This window comes from Dactylosporangium sp. NPDC006015 (genome assembly GCF_040614215.1).
Lineage (GTDB): Bacteria > Actinomycetota > Actinomycetes > Mycobacteriales > Micromonosporaceae > Dactylosporangium > Dactylosporangium maewongense.
Genome location: NZ_JBEXUD010000015.1, coordinates 165096 through 180203, shown reverse-complemented (window position 1 = coordinate 180203; position 15108 = coordinate 165096). Strand labels below are relative to the sequence as shown.

Here is a 15108-nt window from a genome sequence, read left to right as displayed (position 1 = left end):
CAGGAGTGAGGCGGCGTCAGAGCTCGTCCCAGGGGACGTCCTGCAGCGTCTGCCGTACGCCGGCCATGAGGGCCTCGTCGACGGCGAAGACGTGCTCGTCGACGGCTGAGACGGCGGCGACGCCGATGGAGTTGGTGACGAACGCGGCGGTGTAGAGCGGCAGGTCCTCGAGGGTGACGGTGGCGCGGCGGGAGGGCAGGAGCGGTTCGAGGAGCTGCATCGTGATGCCCGGCAGGGCGGGGGCGTCCGGCCAGACGACGTGCGTGCCGTCGAAGAACGCGATGTTGTGGACCGCCGCCTCGGTGATCTCGCCCTCAGGGGTGGTGAGCAGCGCATCGTCGAAGCCGTGCTCGACCGCGGCCCTGCCCCAGTAGATCTGGCCGAAGCCGCCGAGGTGCTTGATGTGCGCGACCGGGCGCTGGTACGGCACGGACATCAGCCGCAGCGGCGTGGGTGACGGGTAGGCGGGCGGGCGGACGGCGACGAGCACCGACAGCGGGCCGCCCGGGCTCGGTTGATAGACGTTGACCCGCACGGCGGCGTCCGGGGTGTCGCGGACGGCGTGGCGCAGCAGCGAGCGGGCGTGCTCCGGCTCCAGGGCGGTGTCGAACAGGGCGAGCGACGCCGACGCGAGGCGGCTCAGGTGCAGGCCGAGGCCCTGCACGCGGCCGGAGCGGACCTGCAGCGCGGTCAGGTGCCCGTAGTTCACCAGCGCCGGGAAGTACAGCTCCTCAGGCGTTGGCGAGTGCCCGTCGATCTCCAGCCGGATCAGACCGTCCATGATCGCCCACCATAGTCCGCAGGACCTGCTCCAGATCGATGCGGGGCAGCATCCGGCCGTCGATCTTCACCAGCGGGCTGCCGGCGAGGCTGACGGGCGCGCCGGGGTCGGTGCCGGTCCGGCGCTCCTCCCACGCGGACTCCTCGATGGCGCGCAGCTGCGGCACGATGAAGCCGGCGCGGGCGTCGCCGGCCTCGACGAGCAGCACGCGGGCGGTCGCCTCGTCGACCTCGAGGTGCCCGCCGAGCAGGCCGGTCAGGCAGAACAGCGGCACCGACGCCCGCTGGTGGGTGAAGACGCCGCGCAGCGGGCCGCCGCCGACGAAGGGGATGACGTCGGTGGGGTACGGCACGATCTCGCTGATCTGGGTCAGCGGCGTGGCGAGCTCGACGCCGGCGTCGTACGTGAGGAACTTCCGCACGCTGGTCTCGATCGCGCGGCCGTCGAAGCGCGGGTCGGCCGCCTCGGGGCGCTCGGCGACGCGGGTCACGGGCGGCGCGCCACCGACGGGGGTGCCGAGCGCGGCGATCGTGCCGAGGTCCTCGTCCGCCCGCAGCGCCGCGCCGTCGAGCACCAGGTAGGAGCCGCCCTCCTGGCCGGGCAGGATCCCGATGGCGTGGCCCGCGGCGGGCAGGCCGAACCCGGGCATCGGGAGCACGTCGGCGTCCGGCACGGCGATGATGCTGACGACCTCCGTGACGGCGAACGCGAGCAGCCCCCGCTCGAACGACAGCGACACGCCGCGCTTGACGTCGACCGGGGTGAGCGCGCCGAGGCCCAGCACGGCGAGGGTGTCGACCGTCGGCACGAACCGGTCGCCGAGCTGGACGACGCCGTGGATCGTGGGGCCGTCCAGCGGCGAGGACTTGAGCACCAGCTCCGGCACCACCGAGTGGATGTGCGACACGTCGACGGCCAGGCCGATCTCGCCGCAGCGCAGCAGCATCATCATGCGCCGGCCGCCGGCGGAGATCCCCGCCGCCGCCTGCTGCGCCTGGGCGACCGCGCCGCTCGGCCCGCCGGTGTCGGCGGCGAGGACCATGCCCGGGGTGTGCTTCACCGCGGCGCAGTCCAGGACGCTGACGACGGCGCTGTCGTCGGGCCGCTCGAACGTGCGGCTGAACAGCGGCAGGTCGGCGTTGACGCTGATGTCCAGGTGCGCGTCGTCCTCGATGAGGACGACGCCGCGGACCACGTTGGCGAGCAGGCCGAACACCGACCCGTCGTAGGTGACGACCACGACGACCTCGGCGCCGGTGGCCTCCCGGCGGCCCAGCAACAGCCGCAGGTCCAGCACCGGGATCACCTGGTGACGCAGGTTGACGGCGCCGACGAGGCCGGGCGCGACGGCGAGCAGCGGGTCGAACGCGGCGGGGCACGGGATCACCTCGCGCAGCTCCGACAGCGGCAGCGCCACCTGCACGTCGGCGACGGTGAACACCCCGTAGAGGGTCCCGGTCATGACTGTTCGGTGGGCGCGGCGCCGATCAGGTCGCCGATCAGGGTGTTCACGGTCTTCGACGTCTCCTGCTGGTGGCGGGTCGACGTGACGATCTGGTGGATCGACTCGGAGGTCTTGCCGACGCTGCGCAGGATCTCCTCGAACGCGTCCTGGGCCCGGTGCGCCACCTGCGCGCCCTGGTTGATCCGGGTCGCCGACTCCACGATGAGCCGGCTGATCTCCCGCGCCGACTCCGAGGACCGCTCGGCCAGCTTGCGCACCTCACCGGCGACGACGGAGAACCCGACGCCGTGCTCGCCGGCGCGGGCCGCCTCGATCGAGGCGTTGAACGCCAGCAGGTTCGTCTGCGACGCGATCTCGCCGATGACCTGCACGATCGCCGCGATCTGGTCGGAGGAGCGCTCCATCAGATCGATGGCGTCGATCGACTTGCGCAGTTCCTCGAAGCCGCGCTGCGCGTTGGACTGGGTCTGCCCGGCCAGCTCGCTGGCGTGGCCGGCGTTGCCGACGATCTGCGCGATCGACGTCGACAGGTCGTCGATGGCGCCGCTCATCTCCCTGGTCTTCGTGGTGAGCCGGTGCTCCAGGGTGATCTGCTCGGTGATGTCCTGCGCGTACTTGACGACCTTCACCGGCTCGCCCTTGAGGTTGAAGATCGGGTTGTACGTGGCCTGCAGGTACACGTCGCGGCCGTACTTGCCGACCCGGTGGAACCGGCCCGCGAGGAACTCGCCGCGGCTCAGCCGCAGCCAGAAGTCCCGGTACTCGGGCGAGGTGATGTAGTCCTGGGTGCAGAACATGCTGTGGTGCTGCGTCACGATCTCGCGCAGCGTGTAGCCCATGGTGCGCAGGAAGTTGTCGTTGGCGGTCAGGATGTTGCCCTCGAGGTCGAACTCGGCGACCGCCTGCGCCCGGTCCATCGCGGTGACCTTGCCCTCGAACTCGGCGTTGCGCAGCCGCGACTCCGTCACGTCCGCCGCGAACTTCACGATCTTGTACGGCTGGCCGTCGAGGTCGAGGATCGGGTTGTAGGACGCCTGGATCCAGATCTCCCGGCCGTCCTTGGCGATCCGCTTGTACTCGCCGGTGTCGTACTCGCCGCGCCGCAGCCGCCCCCAGAACTCCTCGTACTGCTCCGAGGCCGCCTCCGCGGGCTCGACGAAGATCCGGTGATGCTTGCCGCGCAGGTCGTCGATGGTGTAGCCGAACAGGTCCAGGAAGTTGCGGTTGGCGTCCAGGACGATGCCCTTGGGGTCGAACTCGATGACCGCCTGGGCCCGGTTCAGCGCCGCCACCTTGCCCTCGAACTCGGCGTTGCGCGACTTCTGCGCGGTGACGTCGGTGGCGTACTTGACGATCTTGTAAGGGTGGCCCTCCAGGTCGAAGATCGGGTTGTACGTCGCCTGCAGCCACACCTCCTTGCCGCCCTTGCCGATCCGCTTGTACTCGCCGGTCTGGAACTCGCCGCGCGAGAGGGCCTCCCAGAACGCCCGGTACTCGTCGCCGCCGACCTGCGCCGGGTCGACGAACATCCGGTGGTGCCTGCCGCGCACCTCGTCGACGTTGGTGTAGCCGGTGAGGTGCAGGAAGTTGCGGTTCGCATCGACGATCGTGCCGTCGAGGTCGAACTCGATGACCGCCTGCGCCCGGTCGATCGCGGTGACCTTGCCCTCGTACTCGGCGTTGCGGTGCTTCGATGCGGTGATGTCGGTGGCGTACTTGACGATCTTGTACGGGCGGCCCTCCAGGTCGAGGATCGGGTTGTAGGACGCCTGCAGCCACACCTCCCGGCCGTTCTTGCCGATCCGCCGGTACTCGCCGGCCTCGTAGCGGCCCTTGGCGAGCTTCTGCCAGAAGTTTCGGTAGCCGGTGCCACGGGCCTCGTCCTCGGGGACCAGCATCTTGTGGTGCTGCCCGATCAGCTCGTCGGCGGTGTAGCCGGTGGCGTCGAGGAAGTGCTTGTTGACCTGCCGGATCGTGCCGTCGAGCTCGAACTCGATGACCGCCTGCGCCCGGTCGACCGCGGCGACCTTGCCCTCGAACTCGACCGTACGCAGCTTCTGGTCGGTCACGTCCATCGCGTACTTGATGATCTTGTACGGGCGGCCCTCCAGGTCGAGGATCGGGTTGTAGCTCGCCCGCAGCCACACCTCCCGGCCGCCGCGCCCGACCCGCTTGAACTCCCCGCTCTCCGACTCCCCGCGGACCAGCCGCTCCCAGAACTTGCCGTACTCGGCGCTGTTGGCGAACGCCTCGTCGACGAACATCCGGTGGTGCCTGCCGACCACGTCACCGAGCGAGTAGCCGGTCAGGTTCAGGAAGTTCTCGTTGGCGCCGATGACCTCGCCGTTGAGGTCGAACTCGACCACCGCCTGCGCCCGGTCGACCGCCGTGTAGCGCCCGCGCAGCTCCGCCAGGACGCGCCGGTCGTCGGTGATGTCGTACGCGGTGAGCAGGATCGCGTCCGGCTCCCTGCCCGCGCCGCGCACCGGCCCGCTGTTGAACCGCAGCCACCGCTGCCGCCCGCCGCTGTCGACGATCGACGTCACCTGCTCCAGGAACCGCCCCGCCCGCGCGCTGTCCAGGAGCTGGTCCATGATCTGCGACTGCAGGTGCCAGACCTCCTCCAGCCGCTTGCCGGCCAGGTCCGCCGGCGGCAGGTCGGTCGTCTCCAGCACCCGGTCGTTCACGGACACGACCGTGCCGTTCTTCGCGTTCAGCACCACGATCATGCGTTCCTGCACCAGCAGGCTCAGTGATGCCTCCGAGAGCGCCGGCGTGTGGCTGTCGTTCACGAGGCTGATCGGTTCCGGCACGGTTGCTCCTCGGGTGCGCTTCGACCTGATCTTCGGCCGCCGCCCACCCGCCTTGAGAGGAACCATTCTTACGACTGAGGCGCCCAGACCGGGCGCCGATGACAATGGCTGCCATGCGCATCCGGGCCGTGGACATCCTGATCACCGTCGCGGTCACCGCCGCCAGCGTGTATCCGGCGGTGCTGTGGGGCACGACCCTGGACGTCGCGCTGGCCCTGGTCGCGTCCGTGCCGCTGCTGTGGCGCCGGCAGGCCCCGATCCTCGTCGCGCTCGCCTGTGGCGTCGGCACCACCTGGCTCTCGGTCACCGACCACCTGTTCGACCAGCCCTATGGCCAGCTCGTGGCCACCTACACGTGGGCCGAGCTCGCCACGCCCGGATGGCGGCTGTTCGCCGCCGCCGGCACCGCCATCGGGGTCACCGTGTCCCTCGTCGTGCCGCAGGAGAGCCCGCCGTCCTTCGCCTATGTCGGGATGATGTTCGTTGCCGCCTATGCGCTCGGCACCGGCATGCGGGCCCGCCGCGACCGGATCGCGTTCCTGGAGGAGCGCACGCTGCGCCTCACCGAGGAGCAGGCCGGCGCGGCCACCGCCGAGCGGGCGCGGATCGCCCGCGACATGCACGACGTCCTCGCCCACTCCGTCGGCCTGATGGTCGTGCAGGCCGAGGGCGGCGCATCGGTCGTGCGCACCGACGCGGTGCGCGCCGAGGCGGCCTTCGACGCGATCGCCGACACCGGCCGCGAGGCGCTCGTGCAGCTGCGCCACGCCCTCGGCGTCCTGCGCGACGAGCGCCCCGAGACGCCCGGCCTCGACGCCGTCCCGTCGCTGGTCGAGCGCGCCCGCCGGACCGGCCTCGACGTCACCCTCACCCGCGACGCCGTCCCGCCTGTACCGGCCGAGGTCGGCGCGACCGCGTTCCGGGTCGTGCAGGAGGCCCTCACCAACGCGGTCAAGCACGCCGGTGCGCGTCATGTCGCCGTGGAGCTGGCCGCGGAAGGCCCGTCCTTACGCGTCCGGATCCGTGACGACGGCCGCGGCGGCACCCCCAAACCCGGCGGCCACGGCCTGTCCGGGATGGCGGAGCGGGTCGCGGCGGCCGGCGGCACCCTGCGGACCGGGCCCGCCGATCCGGGCCCGGGCTTCGAGGTGTCCGCGCTGCTGCCGGCCGTGGCCGGTTGACCCGCGTGCGCTCCCCGGCGGCCTCGATCCCGGACGGAGGGGTCTCGGGCCGGCCCGGGAAGTCGTCGCGCGGGGTCGTGGAGGCCCGCGGGGCCACCAGCCATGACCTGGACGAGCGGCGGCCTGCGTGCCGGTGGGCCGGGACCGCTCCGCGATCCACCTCTACCGTGCCGGGCAGGGCGGCCGGCCGCCCTGCTGTGCGCCGTCGGAGGTTCTGCCAGCCGAGCGTCGGGGCCGCTGCCGGTCGCGTCGGCGCCGCGGGGTCTCGAGGCGGTGGCCTGTCCGGGTCGGGGCGTGCCGGGGCGGACCGGTTGAGCGGCGTGCGCTGCGTGCCGGCCGGCGGGCCCGTGTGCGACGGCGTGTGCGTGTCGCCGTCCTGGCGGCCGGGTGCCGTCGCGTCCGGTGGCGTTGCCGGCACAGACGGCGATGACCTGCCCGGATCGGCCGCCGGGGCGCTGCGATGGCCGTGCTGCCCGCCGGGTGTCGTGGCCGCTGCCCGGTCGAGTCCGGCGCGGGTAGGTTGACGGCTGTGCTCAATGTCGTGGTCGCCGACGATCAGGCCCTCGTGCGTGACGGCCTGTGCATGATCCTGTCCTCCCAGCCCGACATCACCGTCGTCGCGGAGGCCGCCGACGGCGTCGAGGCCGTGGCCGCCGCCCGCGCGCACCACCCCCACGTCGTCCTCATGGACGTGCGCATGCCCAACCTCGACGGCATCGGCGCCACCCGGGAGATCAGCGCCTGTTCACCGGCGACGCGCGTGCTCGTCCTCACCACGTTCGACCTCGACGAGTACGTCTACGACGCGCTGCGTGCCGGCGCCTCCGGCTTCCTGCTCAAGGACATGCACCGCACGGAGCTGGTCGCCGCCGTGCGGACCGTCGCCGCGGGGGAGTCGCTGCTCGCGCCGACCGTCACGCGCCGCCTCATCGCCGACGTCCTGCGCCAGCGGGCACCCGTCGTCGCGACGCTCGCCCCGCTCGCCGCCCTCACCCCGCGCGAGCTGGACACGCTGCGCCAGGTCGCCCGCGGCCTGTCCAACGCCGAGATCGCCGCGGAGCTGTTCGTCACCGAGCACACCGTCAAGACCCACGTCTCGAGCCTCCTGTCCAAGCTCGGCCTCCGCGACCGTGTGCAGGCGGTCGTCGTCGCATACGAGTCCGGGCTGGTCCGCCCCGCAGCCCCGCTGTGAGACGTGTGTAGCGTGTGGTCGGTGGATCTGCGTTCCGGCACCCTGGAAGACCGCGAGGAGCTGCTGTACGAGCTGCTCGACCGGGCACCCGTCGACCCCGCCGCGGCGGAGACGGTCCGCGCCGTCGTGCGCGACTACCAGGATCATCACCGGTCGCTGTACACCAGAGCCCTGAACCGCGCGGACGCCTTCGTCGACGCGTCGCTGCGCGAACCGCTGCTCGCGGCGCTCGCCGACACCCGCTACAACTGCCAGGCGTGGGCGGCCATGGGCTGCGCGGCCGGAGGCTTCACCGAGGCGGTGCCGACCCTGCTGGACCTGCTGGACGACCGGGACTGGAACATCCGCGAGCAGGCCGTCCGCGCGCTGGGCCGGCTCGGCGACGCGTCCGTGGTCCCCGCGCTCGCGCCGCTGCTGCGCGACCCGCAGGAGCATCCCCGCCAGTACGCCGCCGACGCCCTCGCCGACATCGGCGGGCCCGAGGCGCTCGAGGCGCTGTGGCACGAGCTGGAGCACCGGCGCTTCCCCCGGATCGGCTACATCGCCAGCAACCTCGCCCGCTTCACCCCTGCCGTGCTGCCCCGCCTGGCCGAGGCCGCCACCAGCGCCGACCCCAACGTGCGGTACTGGGCGGCGGTCGCGCTGGGCTCCACCGGCGACTCGTTCGCGGCTCCGATCCTCGAGCGGCTCATGGCGACCGACCACGCCGCCACGGTCTTCGACGGCCGCGTCGACGTCGCGGCGAAGAAGGCCCTGCGCACCCTGCGGCGCATCCAGGCCGCCGTGGCGGCGCGCGCGACCGGCTCCGCCGACTCGGCCGCGGGCTGATTCCACCACCGGTTCCGCTGTGGCCCGCCGTCGGCCGCCGGCTCCGCTGTGGGCCGCGTCGGCCGCGGTTCGGCTGTGGGCGGATTCCGCCACCGGTGAACCACTCTTGATCGATGGCTGCGGGCGCGGTCGAGTGGGCGGATGAGCATCGGAGTCCGTTCGTCGCCGTACTGGCCCGTCGTCAGCCATCCGAAGCTCGGCCGGATCCTGCCCGGACTCGTCGTCTCCGCGCTCGGCGACGGCATGTCCCTCGTCGCCGTCACGTGGCTCGCGTTGCGGCTCGCCCCGCAGGAGCACCGCGGCACCTGGGTGGCGGTGGCGGTGGCCGCGTATTCGCTGCCGAGCGCCGCCGGCGGGGTCCTCTTCGGGCGGTTCCTGCGGCACCGCGGCGGCGCCCAGCTCGCCGGGTGGAACGCCATCCTGCGGGCGGCCGCCCTCGGCGCGATCGCGCTCGCCGCCGCGCTCGGCGCGCTGCACCTGCCGCTGTACGTGGCGCTGCTCGCCGTCTCGTCGCTGCTGGCGGCGTGGGGATCCGCCGGGCACTACACGCTCATCGCGGAGCTGCTGCCGCCAGTACACCACCTGCCGGCGAACGCCGTGCTCACCACGATCGCCAACGGCGCCACCATCGCCGGGCCGCCGCTCGCCGGGCTGCTCATCGGCTGGACCAGCCCGGCGACCGTCATCGCGATCGACGCGGCCAGCTTCGCGGTGCTCGCGCTGACCTACCGCCTGGCGGTGCCGCCGGGCGCTCCCGCGGCGGACGGCTCGTCGTCCAGGGCCGGGTTCGCGGCCCTGCGGCGCGACCGCACGCTGCTCGGCCTGCTCGCCCTGTCGTTCGCGTTCTTCTTCCTGTTCGGCCCGTTCTACGTCGCCATGCCGGTCCACGTCGCCACCGACCTGCACGGCTCGGCGACACTCCTGGGCGGCTACTACACCGCGTTCGGCGCCGGGGCGCTGCTCGGCGGCCTCGTCACCGGATACCTGCGGCGGCTGTCACTGTGGCCGACCACGATCGGCATCGTCCTCGCCTTCGGCACCGCGATGCTGCCGCTCGGCCTCGACGTGCCGACCCCGGTGGCGATCGGCAGCTTCGCGCTCGCCGGCGCGATCTGGGCACCGTACATGGCGACGTCGATGGCGCTCTTCCAACGCACCACGCCCGCCGCCGACCTGCCGCAGGTTCTCGCCGCCAACGGCGCCGTCCTCGTGCTCGCGGTCCCGCTCGGCACGATGCTCGGCGGCCCGCTCGTCGCCCTGCTCGGCGCCCGCCCCACCCTGCTGGCCTGTGCGGCCGCGACGATCGCCCTCGGCGTTTTTGTCATACCCGTGTGGTGGTATCGACGGCATGGAAGCGGTGGCGGTCCGGCATGACACAGGTTCACATTCGGAGTTCCGGCTCACGCAGGTGGCCGACACCCTAGTCCCCGCGGTGCGCAAGGCGGGCTTCACCCGCGAGGACGGCCACTGGCTGAAGCGGTTCCCGGCGGACACCCCGCACCTGGACCGCGCCTGGGAAAACTTCGCCCGCCTGGTCGTCCTGATGCTGCGCCAGTCCGCCGGCCTCGATCCGGTCCCGTGGGACACGGCACTCGACGAGGTCTGCCGCCGCCTGGATGCCGCGGGCGTCGACTGGTGGCTCACCGGCAGCGCCGCCCTCGCCGTCCGCGGCCTCCCGCTCACCCCGGGCGACCTCGACCTGGTCGTCTCCGCCGCCGACGCCCGCCGCGTCGGCGACCTGCTGCTGGACGGCTTGATCGAGCCCGTCGCCCCGGCCGACTGGTTCTGCGACTGGTGGGGCAGAGCGATGCTCGGCGCCCGGGTGGAGTGGGTCGGTGGAGTCGGCCCCGCCGCCGACCAGCCCGCCCCGACCGACTTCGGCCCGGCCGCCGCCGCCCACCTCGATCTCGTCCACTGGCGCGGCCACAAGCTCCGCTTACCCCCGCTGTCCCTCCAGCGCGCCGTCAGTCTGCGCCGCGGCCTCCACGAGCGGGTCAGGTTGATCGACGCCGTCGACTGACCGGTGCCGCACCCTGACGGACGTGACCAGCCACCACGACCAGCGGCGACGCCTGGCTGCCGTGGCCGGGAGCCTGTGTCTGAACCTTGGCGGTGGGTTGTGGTGGCCGGGTGACAGCGTGGCGATGGGGAACAAACGCGGGCACTTGATAGGGGCAGGGTTCCTGCACCAACTGCCCTCGAGGGCCCGCGATGTCATTGCACTCTGCCCTGCGCCGGGGCGGGAAGCCACGTCCCGGCGGGTCGTGTCCGTGCGGCTGTGCCACTCGCGCGAGGAGGTGTCCGACCGGTACCACCGACGCGCAGTGGGCGGTCCTGGAGCCGCTGCTGCCGGCATCGGCTTGCCGCAGCCCGGCCAGCCGGAACGTCATCACCGCCGCGCGATCATCGACGCGATCTCTACCTGGTCGACAACGGCGTGAATTGGCGAGCGCTGCCTGCGGACTTCCCGCCCTGGCGGACCGTGGTGGGATTCCTGGCCCGCTGGTCGGACGACCTGTCCACCATCACCCTGACCGACCGGCTCCGCGCCGAACTGCGCGCCGCGGTGGGCCGGCACCCCCAGCCCGCCGCGGGGTGCGACGGCCGGTCGCACGGTCGTCGAGTCGCGTTCCTTGATAGTGGATAAACCTCCGCTATAGTGGATTCGTGGCAGGTGGTGCGGGCTTCCTCTCCAGCGGGTTGTCGATGACTGAGCTGGGGTTGCGGATACGGGCTCGGCGGCGCGCGCAAGGGCTCGCGCTGGAGCAGCTGGCCGAGCTGAGCGGCGTGAGCCGCAGCATGGTGTCGGATGTGGAGCGAGGCACGAAAACGCCGACCGTCCTGGTCCTGGACAGGCTTGCGACGGCGTTGGGCACGTCGATCTCCCGCCTGCTGGATGAGCCTGCCGGCAACGCATTCGTGCTGCTGCGCAACGGACAACAACGGGTGGTCCGCGACCCCGCGGGGTGGGAGCGGCGCATCCTTTCGCCGGTGCTGCCCGGCGTCGAGTTCGAGTTCATGCGCACGGTGCTGGGACCCGGTGTCGATGCCGGGGAGTTCTCGCCGCACCGTCCGGGCTCGCGCGAATACGTGGCGGTCGAGTCGGGCCGTCTCACGCTCACGATCGACGGTCAGGCAGCGACGCTGGAGGCGGGTGATTCGGTCTACTACCCCGGCGACTGCCGGCACGCGTTCGCCAACAGCGGGGACGTCGAGTGCGTCTACTACCTGGTGATGGATCTCGGGACGGCCGGGCCGCACGCGGCCTGGCCGGACAGGGAGCGGTGATGGATGAGCTGAGGCGTGCGGGCCGGCTCGCCGCCGACGTCACGGCCGATCATCTGGGTGGTGTCCGTGACCGGCCGGTCTGGCAACCGGTGACGGAGGCCGACCGCAGCTGGCTGATGCGTCAGGATCTGCCTGCAGCGGGCCGGCCGTTGACCGATCTGGTCCACGACATCCGCACCCGTGTGCTGCCGTACCCGATGGGCAACGGTCATCCCCGGTTCTTCGGCTGGGTGAACTCCGCACCGTCCGCGGCCGGCGTGCTGGTCGCACCCATCGCCGCCGCCCTGAACCCGAGCTGCGCCGGCGGCGACCATGCCGGCGTGCTGCTGGAGCACACCGTGCTGAGGTGGCTTGCCGAGCTGGTCGGTTTCCCGCACCGTCCGGGCGGCGGGTTGCTGACCAGCGGCGCTTCGATGGCGACCGTGGTCGCGCTGGCCGCCGCCCGTCAGCGCGCCGTCGGCCGGGACGGCGCCGACGTCCGTGAGGAAGGGCTCTACGGTCTCCCGCCGATGGTCCTGTACGTGTCCGCGGAGGGGCACAGCTGTCTGCGGAAGGCGGCCGAACTGCTGGGCCTGGGCAGCCGTCACGTGCGGGTGGTGCCCGTGGACGGCGGGTTCCGCATGGACGTCGACGCGTTGCGGGCCTTGGTGACCCGTGACGTGCGGGCGGGGCTACGACCGTTCTGCGTGGCGGCGAGCGCCGGCACCGTCAACACCGGCGCCGTCGACGCGTTGGACGAGATCGCGGACGTCGCCGCCGCCCACGGGCTGTGGTTCCATGTCGACGGCGCGTACGGGGCGCTCGGTGCGCTCGCCTCCGGCGCCGCGTCCGCCGGCTACGCGGGTATGGCGCGGGCCGACTCGCTCGTCCTGGACCCGCACAAGTGGCTCGGTGTGCCGGTCGGCTGCGGGTGCGTGCTCTGGCGTGATCCGGCGTTGGCCCGGGCCACGTTCAGCCTCATACCCGCCTACCTGCGCGACGATCACGAGGACGGGCTCGGATGGTTCTCCGAGTACGGCCCCGAGCAGACCCGCCCGTTCCGGGCGCTGCGGACCTGGGCCACCATGTCGCACCTCGGCAGGGACGGCATCATCCGGCTGGTCGGCACGACGGTCCGGCTCGCGCACACCCTGGCCGCGATGATCGAGGCCGCCCCCGACTTCGAGTTGCTCGCCCCCGTCAGCACCTCGATCGTCGCGTTCAGGTGCCACCCCGTCGACCGGGACGACCGGCTGGACGACCTCAACCGCCGGATCCCCGCGATTGTCCAGCACCGCGGGCGCGCCTTCCTGACAGGCACCCGGCTGGCCGGGGCCGAGGCCCTTCGCGCCTGCCTGCTCAACCCGGCGACCACCGAAGACGACCTCGTCCTGCTGCTCGACGAGATCCGCGGCGCGGCGACCACCGCAACCGCGGAGATCCACCCATGAGCACCGGCTACCTCGTCGTCGACCTCGGCGGTGTGGTGTTCCACTTCGATCACGCCCGCCGGCTCGAACGGCTCGCCCAGGCATGTGGGCGGAAGGACGTCAGTGCCCGCCGTACAGCTCGGTGACGGTGACGCCGGTGGCGCGCAGGGCGGCGAGGTCGGCGGGCGGGAGGAGCGACAGCGGGGTCACCTGCAGCTGCTTGAGGTTGCGCAGGGACTCGATGCCCCGCAGCGAGCGCAGGTCGAACTCGCCGGTCTCGCCGTCCCACTGGGGCCAGACGGCGTGCTGGATGTCGTAGCCGCCGCCGGCCCAGTGCAGCCGCTCGACGGAGTCCAGCTGCTGCTGGGTGAGCTCGATCGCGAGGACGCGGGTCAGGTTGGCGTCGTCCAGGTTGTACTCGTCGAACGGCTCGGGCAGGGACAGCGGCACCCCGAGGAGGTCGAGGACGGCGAGCTTGAGGATCGGGTTGCCGAGCGGCGCCGCGTCGCGGGCGGGCAGCAGCTGGTCGACGTGGACGCCGCGCGCGGCCAGCGCGACCAGCACATCATGCTGAGCGGCGGACGCCGGCACGTCGACGCGGGTGAGGCGCGGGCAGTCCAGCAGCGGCCGCAGGTCGGTGGCCGGGGTGACGCCGACGCTGAGCAGGGCCAGCGAGGGCAGCTCCGTGAGCGGCGTGAGGTCGGGGACGGCCGACGCGGGCAGGTGCAGCACCCGCAGGTCCGGGAAGGCGGCGATGCCGTCCAGGCCGCGGATCACCGGGTCGGCGCCGGCGGGGACGGCGCTGCGCAGCAGGGCGTGTTCGGTCCAGCGGGCCTCGCCGACGCTCCCGGCGACCGGTGCCCGCAGCAGCTCCCCGTGGCGGGCCTGCCGGTCCTGGACGTTCTGCCGCGACAGCGACCTGCGCACGGGCGACGTGTAGTCGCATTCCAGCAGCGCCAGCCGCAGGCAGTCGTCCATGCGGGCGACGCTACTGGACGGCGGCGAGGGCCTTGACGATGTTGCGTTCGGCGAGGTCCAGCATGAAGTCCCGGCCCGGGAAGTCGGTGGCGGCGATCCGCAGCGGGCCTTCCACGAGCGAGAGGGTCTGCGCGTACTCGTACAGGCGCAACCGCCGCGGGTCGAGCTCGACGGGGCGCAGCGCGGGGTAGTCGTCGCCGAAGCGCAGCCGCAGGAACGCGTGCTCCCACTCGACGTCGAAGAACGTGAGTCCCTCGATGTCGATGACGACGGGCTCGCCCGCGGGAGTGACGAAGACGTGGTCTGGCCCGAGTTCGCCGTGGATCAGCGTGTACGACTGCCGCGCCGTCACCGCGCCGCGCAGCGCCCGCACGTGGGCCGCGATCCGGTCCCGGTGCGAGGAGAGCCGCCCGTCGAGCGCCGTGGCGGCGTCGAGGTGTGCCAGGGCCCGGTCGACGATGACGTCCTCGGCCGGTCGCTGCCCGGATCCGGTCGGGCCGAGCAGCCGCCCGTACCAGGAGGACGTCGTCGTGTGCATGCGGCGCAGGGCGTCGCCGAGGGCTTCCAGCGGCGCCGCGGCGGCCGCCCGGTCGTCCCGCAGCAGCGTCTCGAGGCGCACCTCGCCGACGTCTTCGATGAGGGCCAGGTCCGCGTCCAGGTGGTCGCAGGACCGGTCGAGCACGAGCAGGTGCGGCACCCTGACCCCGGCGCCGGTGAGCGCCGCGTGCGCGGCGGCGAACAGCTCGGCGCCCGACGCGTCGGTGAACGGGTCGTCCGGCACGGCCGACGGCGACGGCGGCCAGTAGTTCTCGCCGGCGGCCCAGACGTACAGGATCACGGCGAGGCCGTCGTCGAGCCGGAGCCGGTACACGCCCTTCTTGGACCCGCCGGTCACCCGGTCCAGCGCCACCAGGCGCCGATCGGACCCGAACTGCGCCGCCACCAGGCCACGCAGATCCTCCACCCGCAGAAACTCCCGCATCACGACCCCCGTCCGTCCCCGCCGACCCGCAATCGTGCCCGACCGCCCCACGGGCCGGCAACTCGATGACACCGGGGCGGTAGCCGTACAGGACCACGCGGCCGCGCTGCGGATGCTGCGCACCCACGCCGGGACGACCCGTCAGCACCTGCGGTTGCCGCCGCCCGCGTGAAGCCTTGTGTCACAGGCTG

At 72.6% G+C, this 15108-nt stretch carries 13 protein-coding genes and 1 pseudogene; 9 read left to right on the top strand and 5 right to left on the bottom strand.

Features of this window, described 5'->3' with window-relative positions:
• Positions 1-16 precede the first annotated feature (16 nt).
• The 3 genes from ABZ321_RS26930 to ABZ321_RS26920 are packed head-to-tail and all read right to left on the bottom strand — an operon-like array spanning position 17 to position 5059.
• A complete protein-coding gene (locus ABZ321_RS26930) occupies positions 17-781 on the bottom strand; it encodes an aminotransferase class IV (RefSeq protein ID WP_344505640.1) in 765 nt (254 codons plus the stop codon).
• A complete protein-coding gene (locus ABZ321_RS26925) occupies positions 732-2243 on the bottom strand; it encodes a chemotaxis protein CheW (RefSeq protein WP_354896027.1) in 1512 nt (503 codons plus the stop codon). The genes ABZ321_RS26930 and ABZ321_RS26925 overlap by 50 nt, the downstream gene beginning before the upstream one ends.
• Positions 2240-5059, bottom strand: a complete 2820-nt coding sequence (locus tag ABZ321_RS26920) for a PAS domain-containing methyl-accepting chemotaxis protein (protein WP_354896024.1) — start codon at positions 5057-5059, stop codon at positions 2240-2242. The genes ABZ321_RS26925 and ABZ321_RS26920 overlap by 4 nt, the downstream gene beginning before the upstream one ends.
• Positions 5060-5172: 113 nt before the next feature.
• Between ABZ321_RS26920 and ABZ321_RS26915 the strand changes: the two genes are divergently transcribed.
• The 9 genes and pseudogenes from ABZ321_RS26915 (at position 5173) to ABZ321_RS26875 (ending at position 13103) form a co-directional block, all read left to right on the top strand.
• The gene (locus ABZ321_RS26915) at positions 5173-6240 is read left to right on the top strand and encodes a sensor histidine kinase (RefSeq protein ID WP_354896021.1); all 1068 of its coding nucleotides are present in this window, start codon (positions 5173-5175) and stop codon (positions 6238-6240) included.
• 529 nt (positions 6241-6769) lie between these two features.
• Positions 6770-7432, top strand: a complete 663-nt coding sequence (locus ABZ321_RS26910) for a response regulator transcription factor (RefSeq protein WP_344505636.1) — start codon at positions 6770-6772, stop codon at positions 7430-7432.
• A gap of 21 nt (positions 7433-7453) precedes the next feature.
• On the top strand, positions 7454-8260 hold the full coding sequence (locus tag ABZ321_RS26905; protein ID WP_354896018.1) for a HEAT repeat domain-containing protein: 807 nt from the start codon (positions 7454-7456) through the stop codon (positions 8258-8260).
• A 141-nt stretch (positions 8261-8401) separates the two neighbouring features.
• Positions 8402-9634 (top strand): MFS transporter, encoded by a 1233-nt coding sequence (locus ABZ321_RS26900; RefSeq protein WP_354896016.1) that lies wholly within the window; start codon positions 8402-8404, stop codon positions 9632-9634.
• A gap of 34 nt (positions 9635-9668) precedes the next feature.
• Positions 9669-10280 carry a hypothetical protein gene (locus tag ABZ321_RS26895; RefSeq protein ID WP_344505633.1) on the top strand — a complete coding sequence of 204 codons (612 nt, stop codon included), beginning with the start codon at positions 9669-9671 and terminating at the stop codon, positions 10278-10280.
• A gap of 396 nt (positions 10281-10676) precedes the next feature.
• A pseudogene (locus tag ABZ321_RS26890) lies at positions 10677-10769 on the top strand (transposase); the annotation flags it as partial.
• Positions 10770-10927: 158 nt separating this feature from the next.
• Positions 10928-11548, top strand: coding sequence for an XRE family transcriptional regulator (locus tag ABZ321_RS26885; protein WP_354896014.1), 621 nt, complete (start codon positions 10928-10930; stop codon positions 11546-11548).
• A complete protein-coding gene (locus ABZ321_RS26880) occupies positions 11548-12978 on the top strand; it encodes an aminotransferase class V-fold PLP-dependent enzyme (RefSeq protein WP_344505630.1) in 1431 nt (476 codons plus the stop codon). Before ABZ321_RS26885 ends, ABZ321_RS26880 begins: the two co-directional genes overlap by 1 nt.
• Positions 12975-13103 (top strand): hypothetical protein, encoded by a 129-nt coding sequence (locus tag ABZ321_RS26875; RefSeq protein WP_344505629.1) that lies wholly within the window; start codon positions 12975-12977, stop codon positions 13101-13103. Before ABZ321_RS26880 ends, ABZ321_RS26875 begins: the two co-directional genes overlap by 4 nt.
• Here ABZ321_RS26875 and ABZ321_RS26870 read toward each other — a convergent pair.
• Together ABZ321_RS26870 and ABZ321_RS26865 are read right to left on the bottom strand one after the other, a co-directional pair.
• Positions 13078-13935 carry a hypothetical protein gene (locus ABZ321_RS26870; RefSeq protein WP_354896011.1) on the bottom strand — a complete coding sequence of 286 codons (858 nt, stop codon included), beginning with the start codon at positions 13933-13935 and terminating at the stop codon, positions 13078-13080. The genes ABZ321_RS26875 and ABZ321_RS26870 overlap by 26 nt on opposite strands.
• Positions 13936-13945: 10 nt before the next feature.
• On the bottom strand, positions 13946-14920 hold the full coding sequence (locus ABZ321_RS26865; protein WP_344505627.1) for an aminoglycoside phosphotransferase: 975 nt from the start codon (positions 14918-14920) through the stop codon (positions 13946-13948).
• Between the last annotated feature and the right edge of the window lie 188 nt (positions 14921-15108).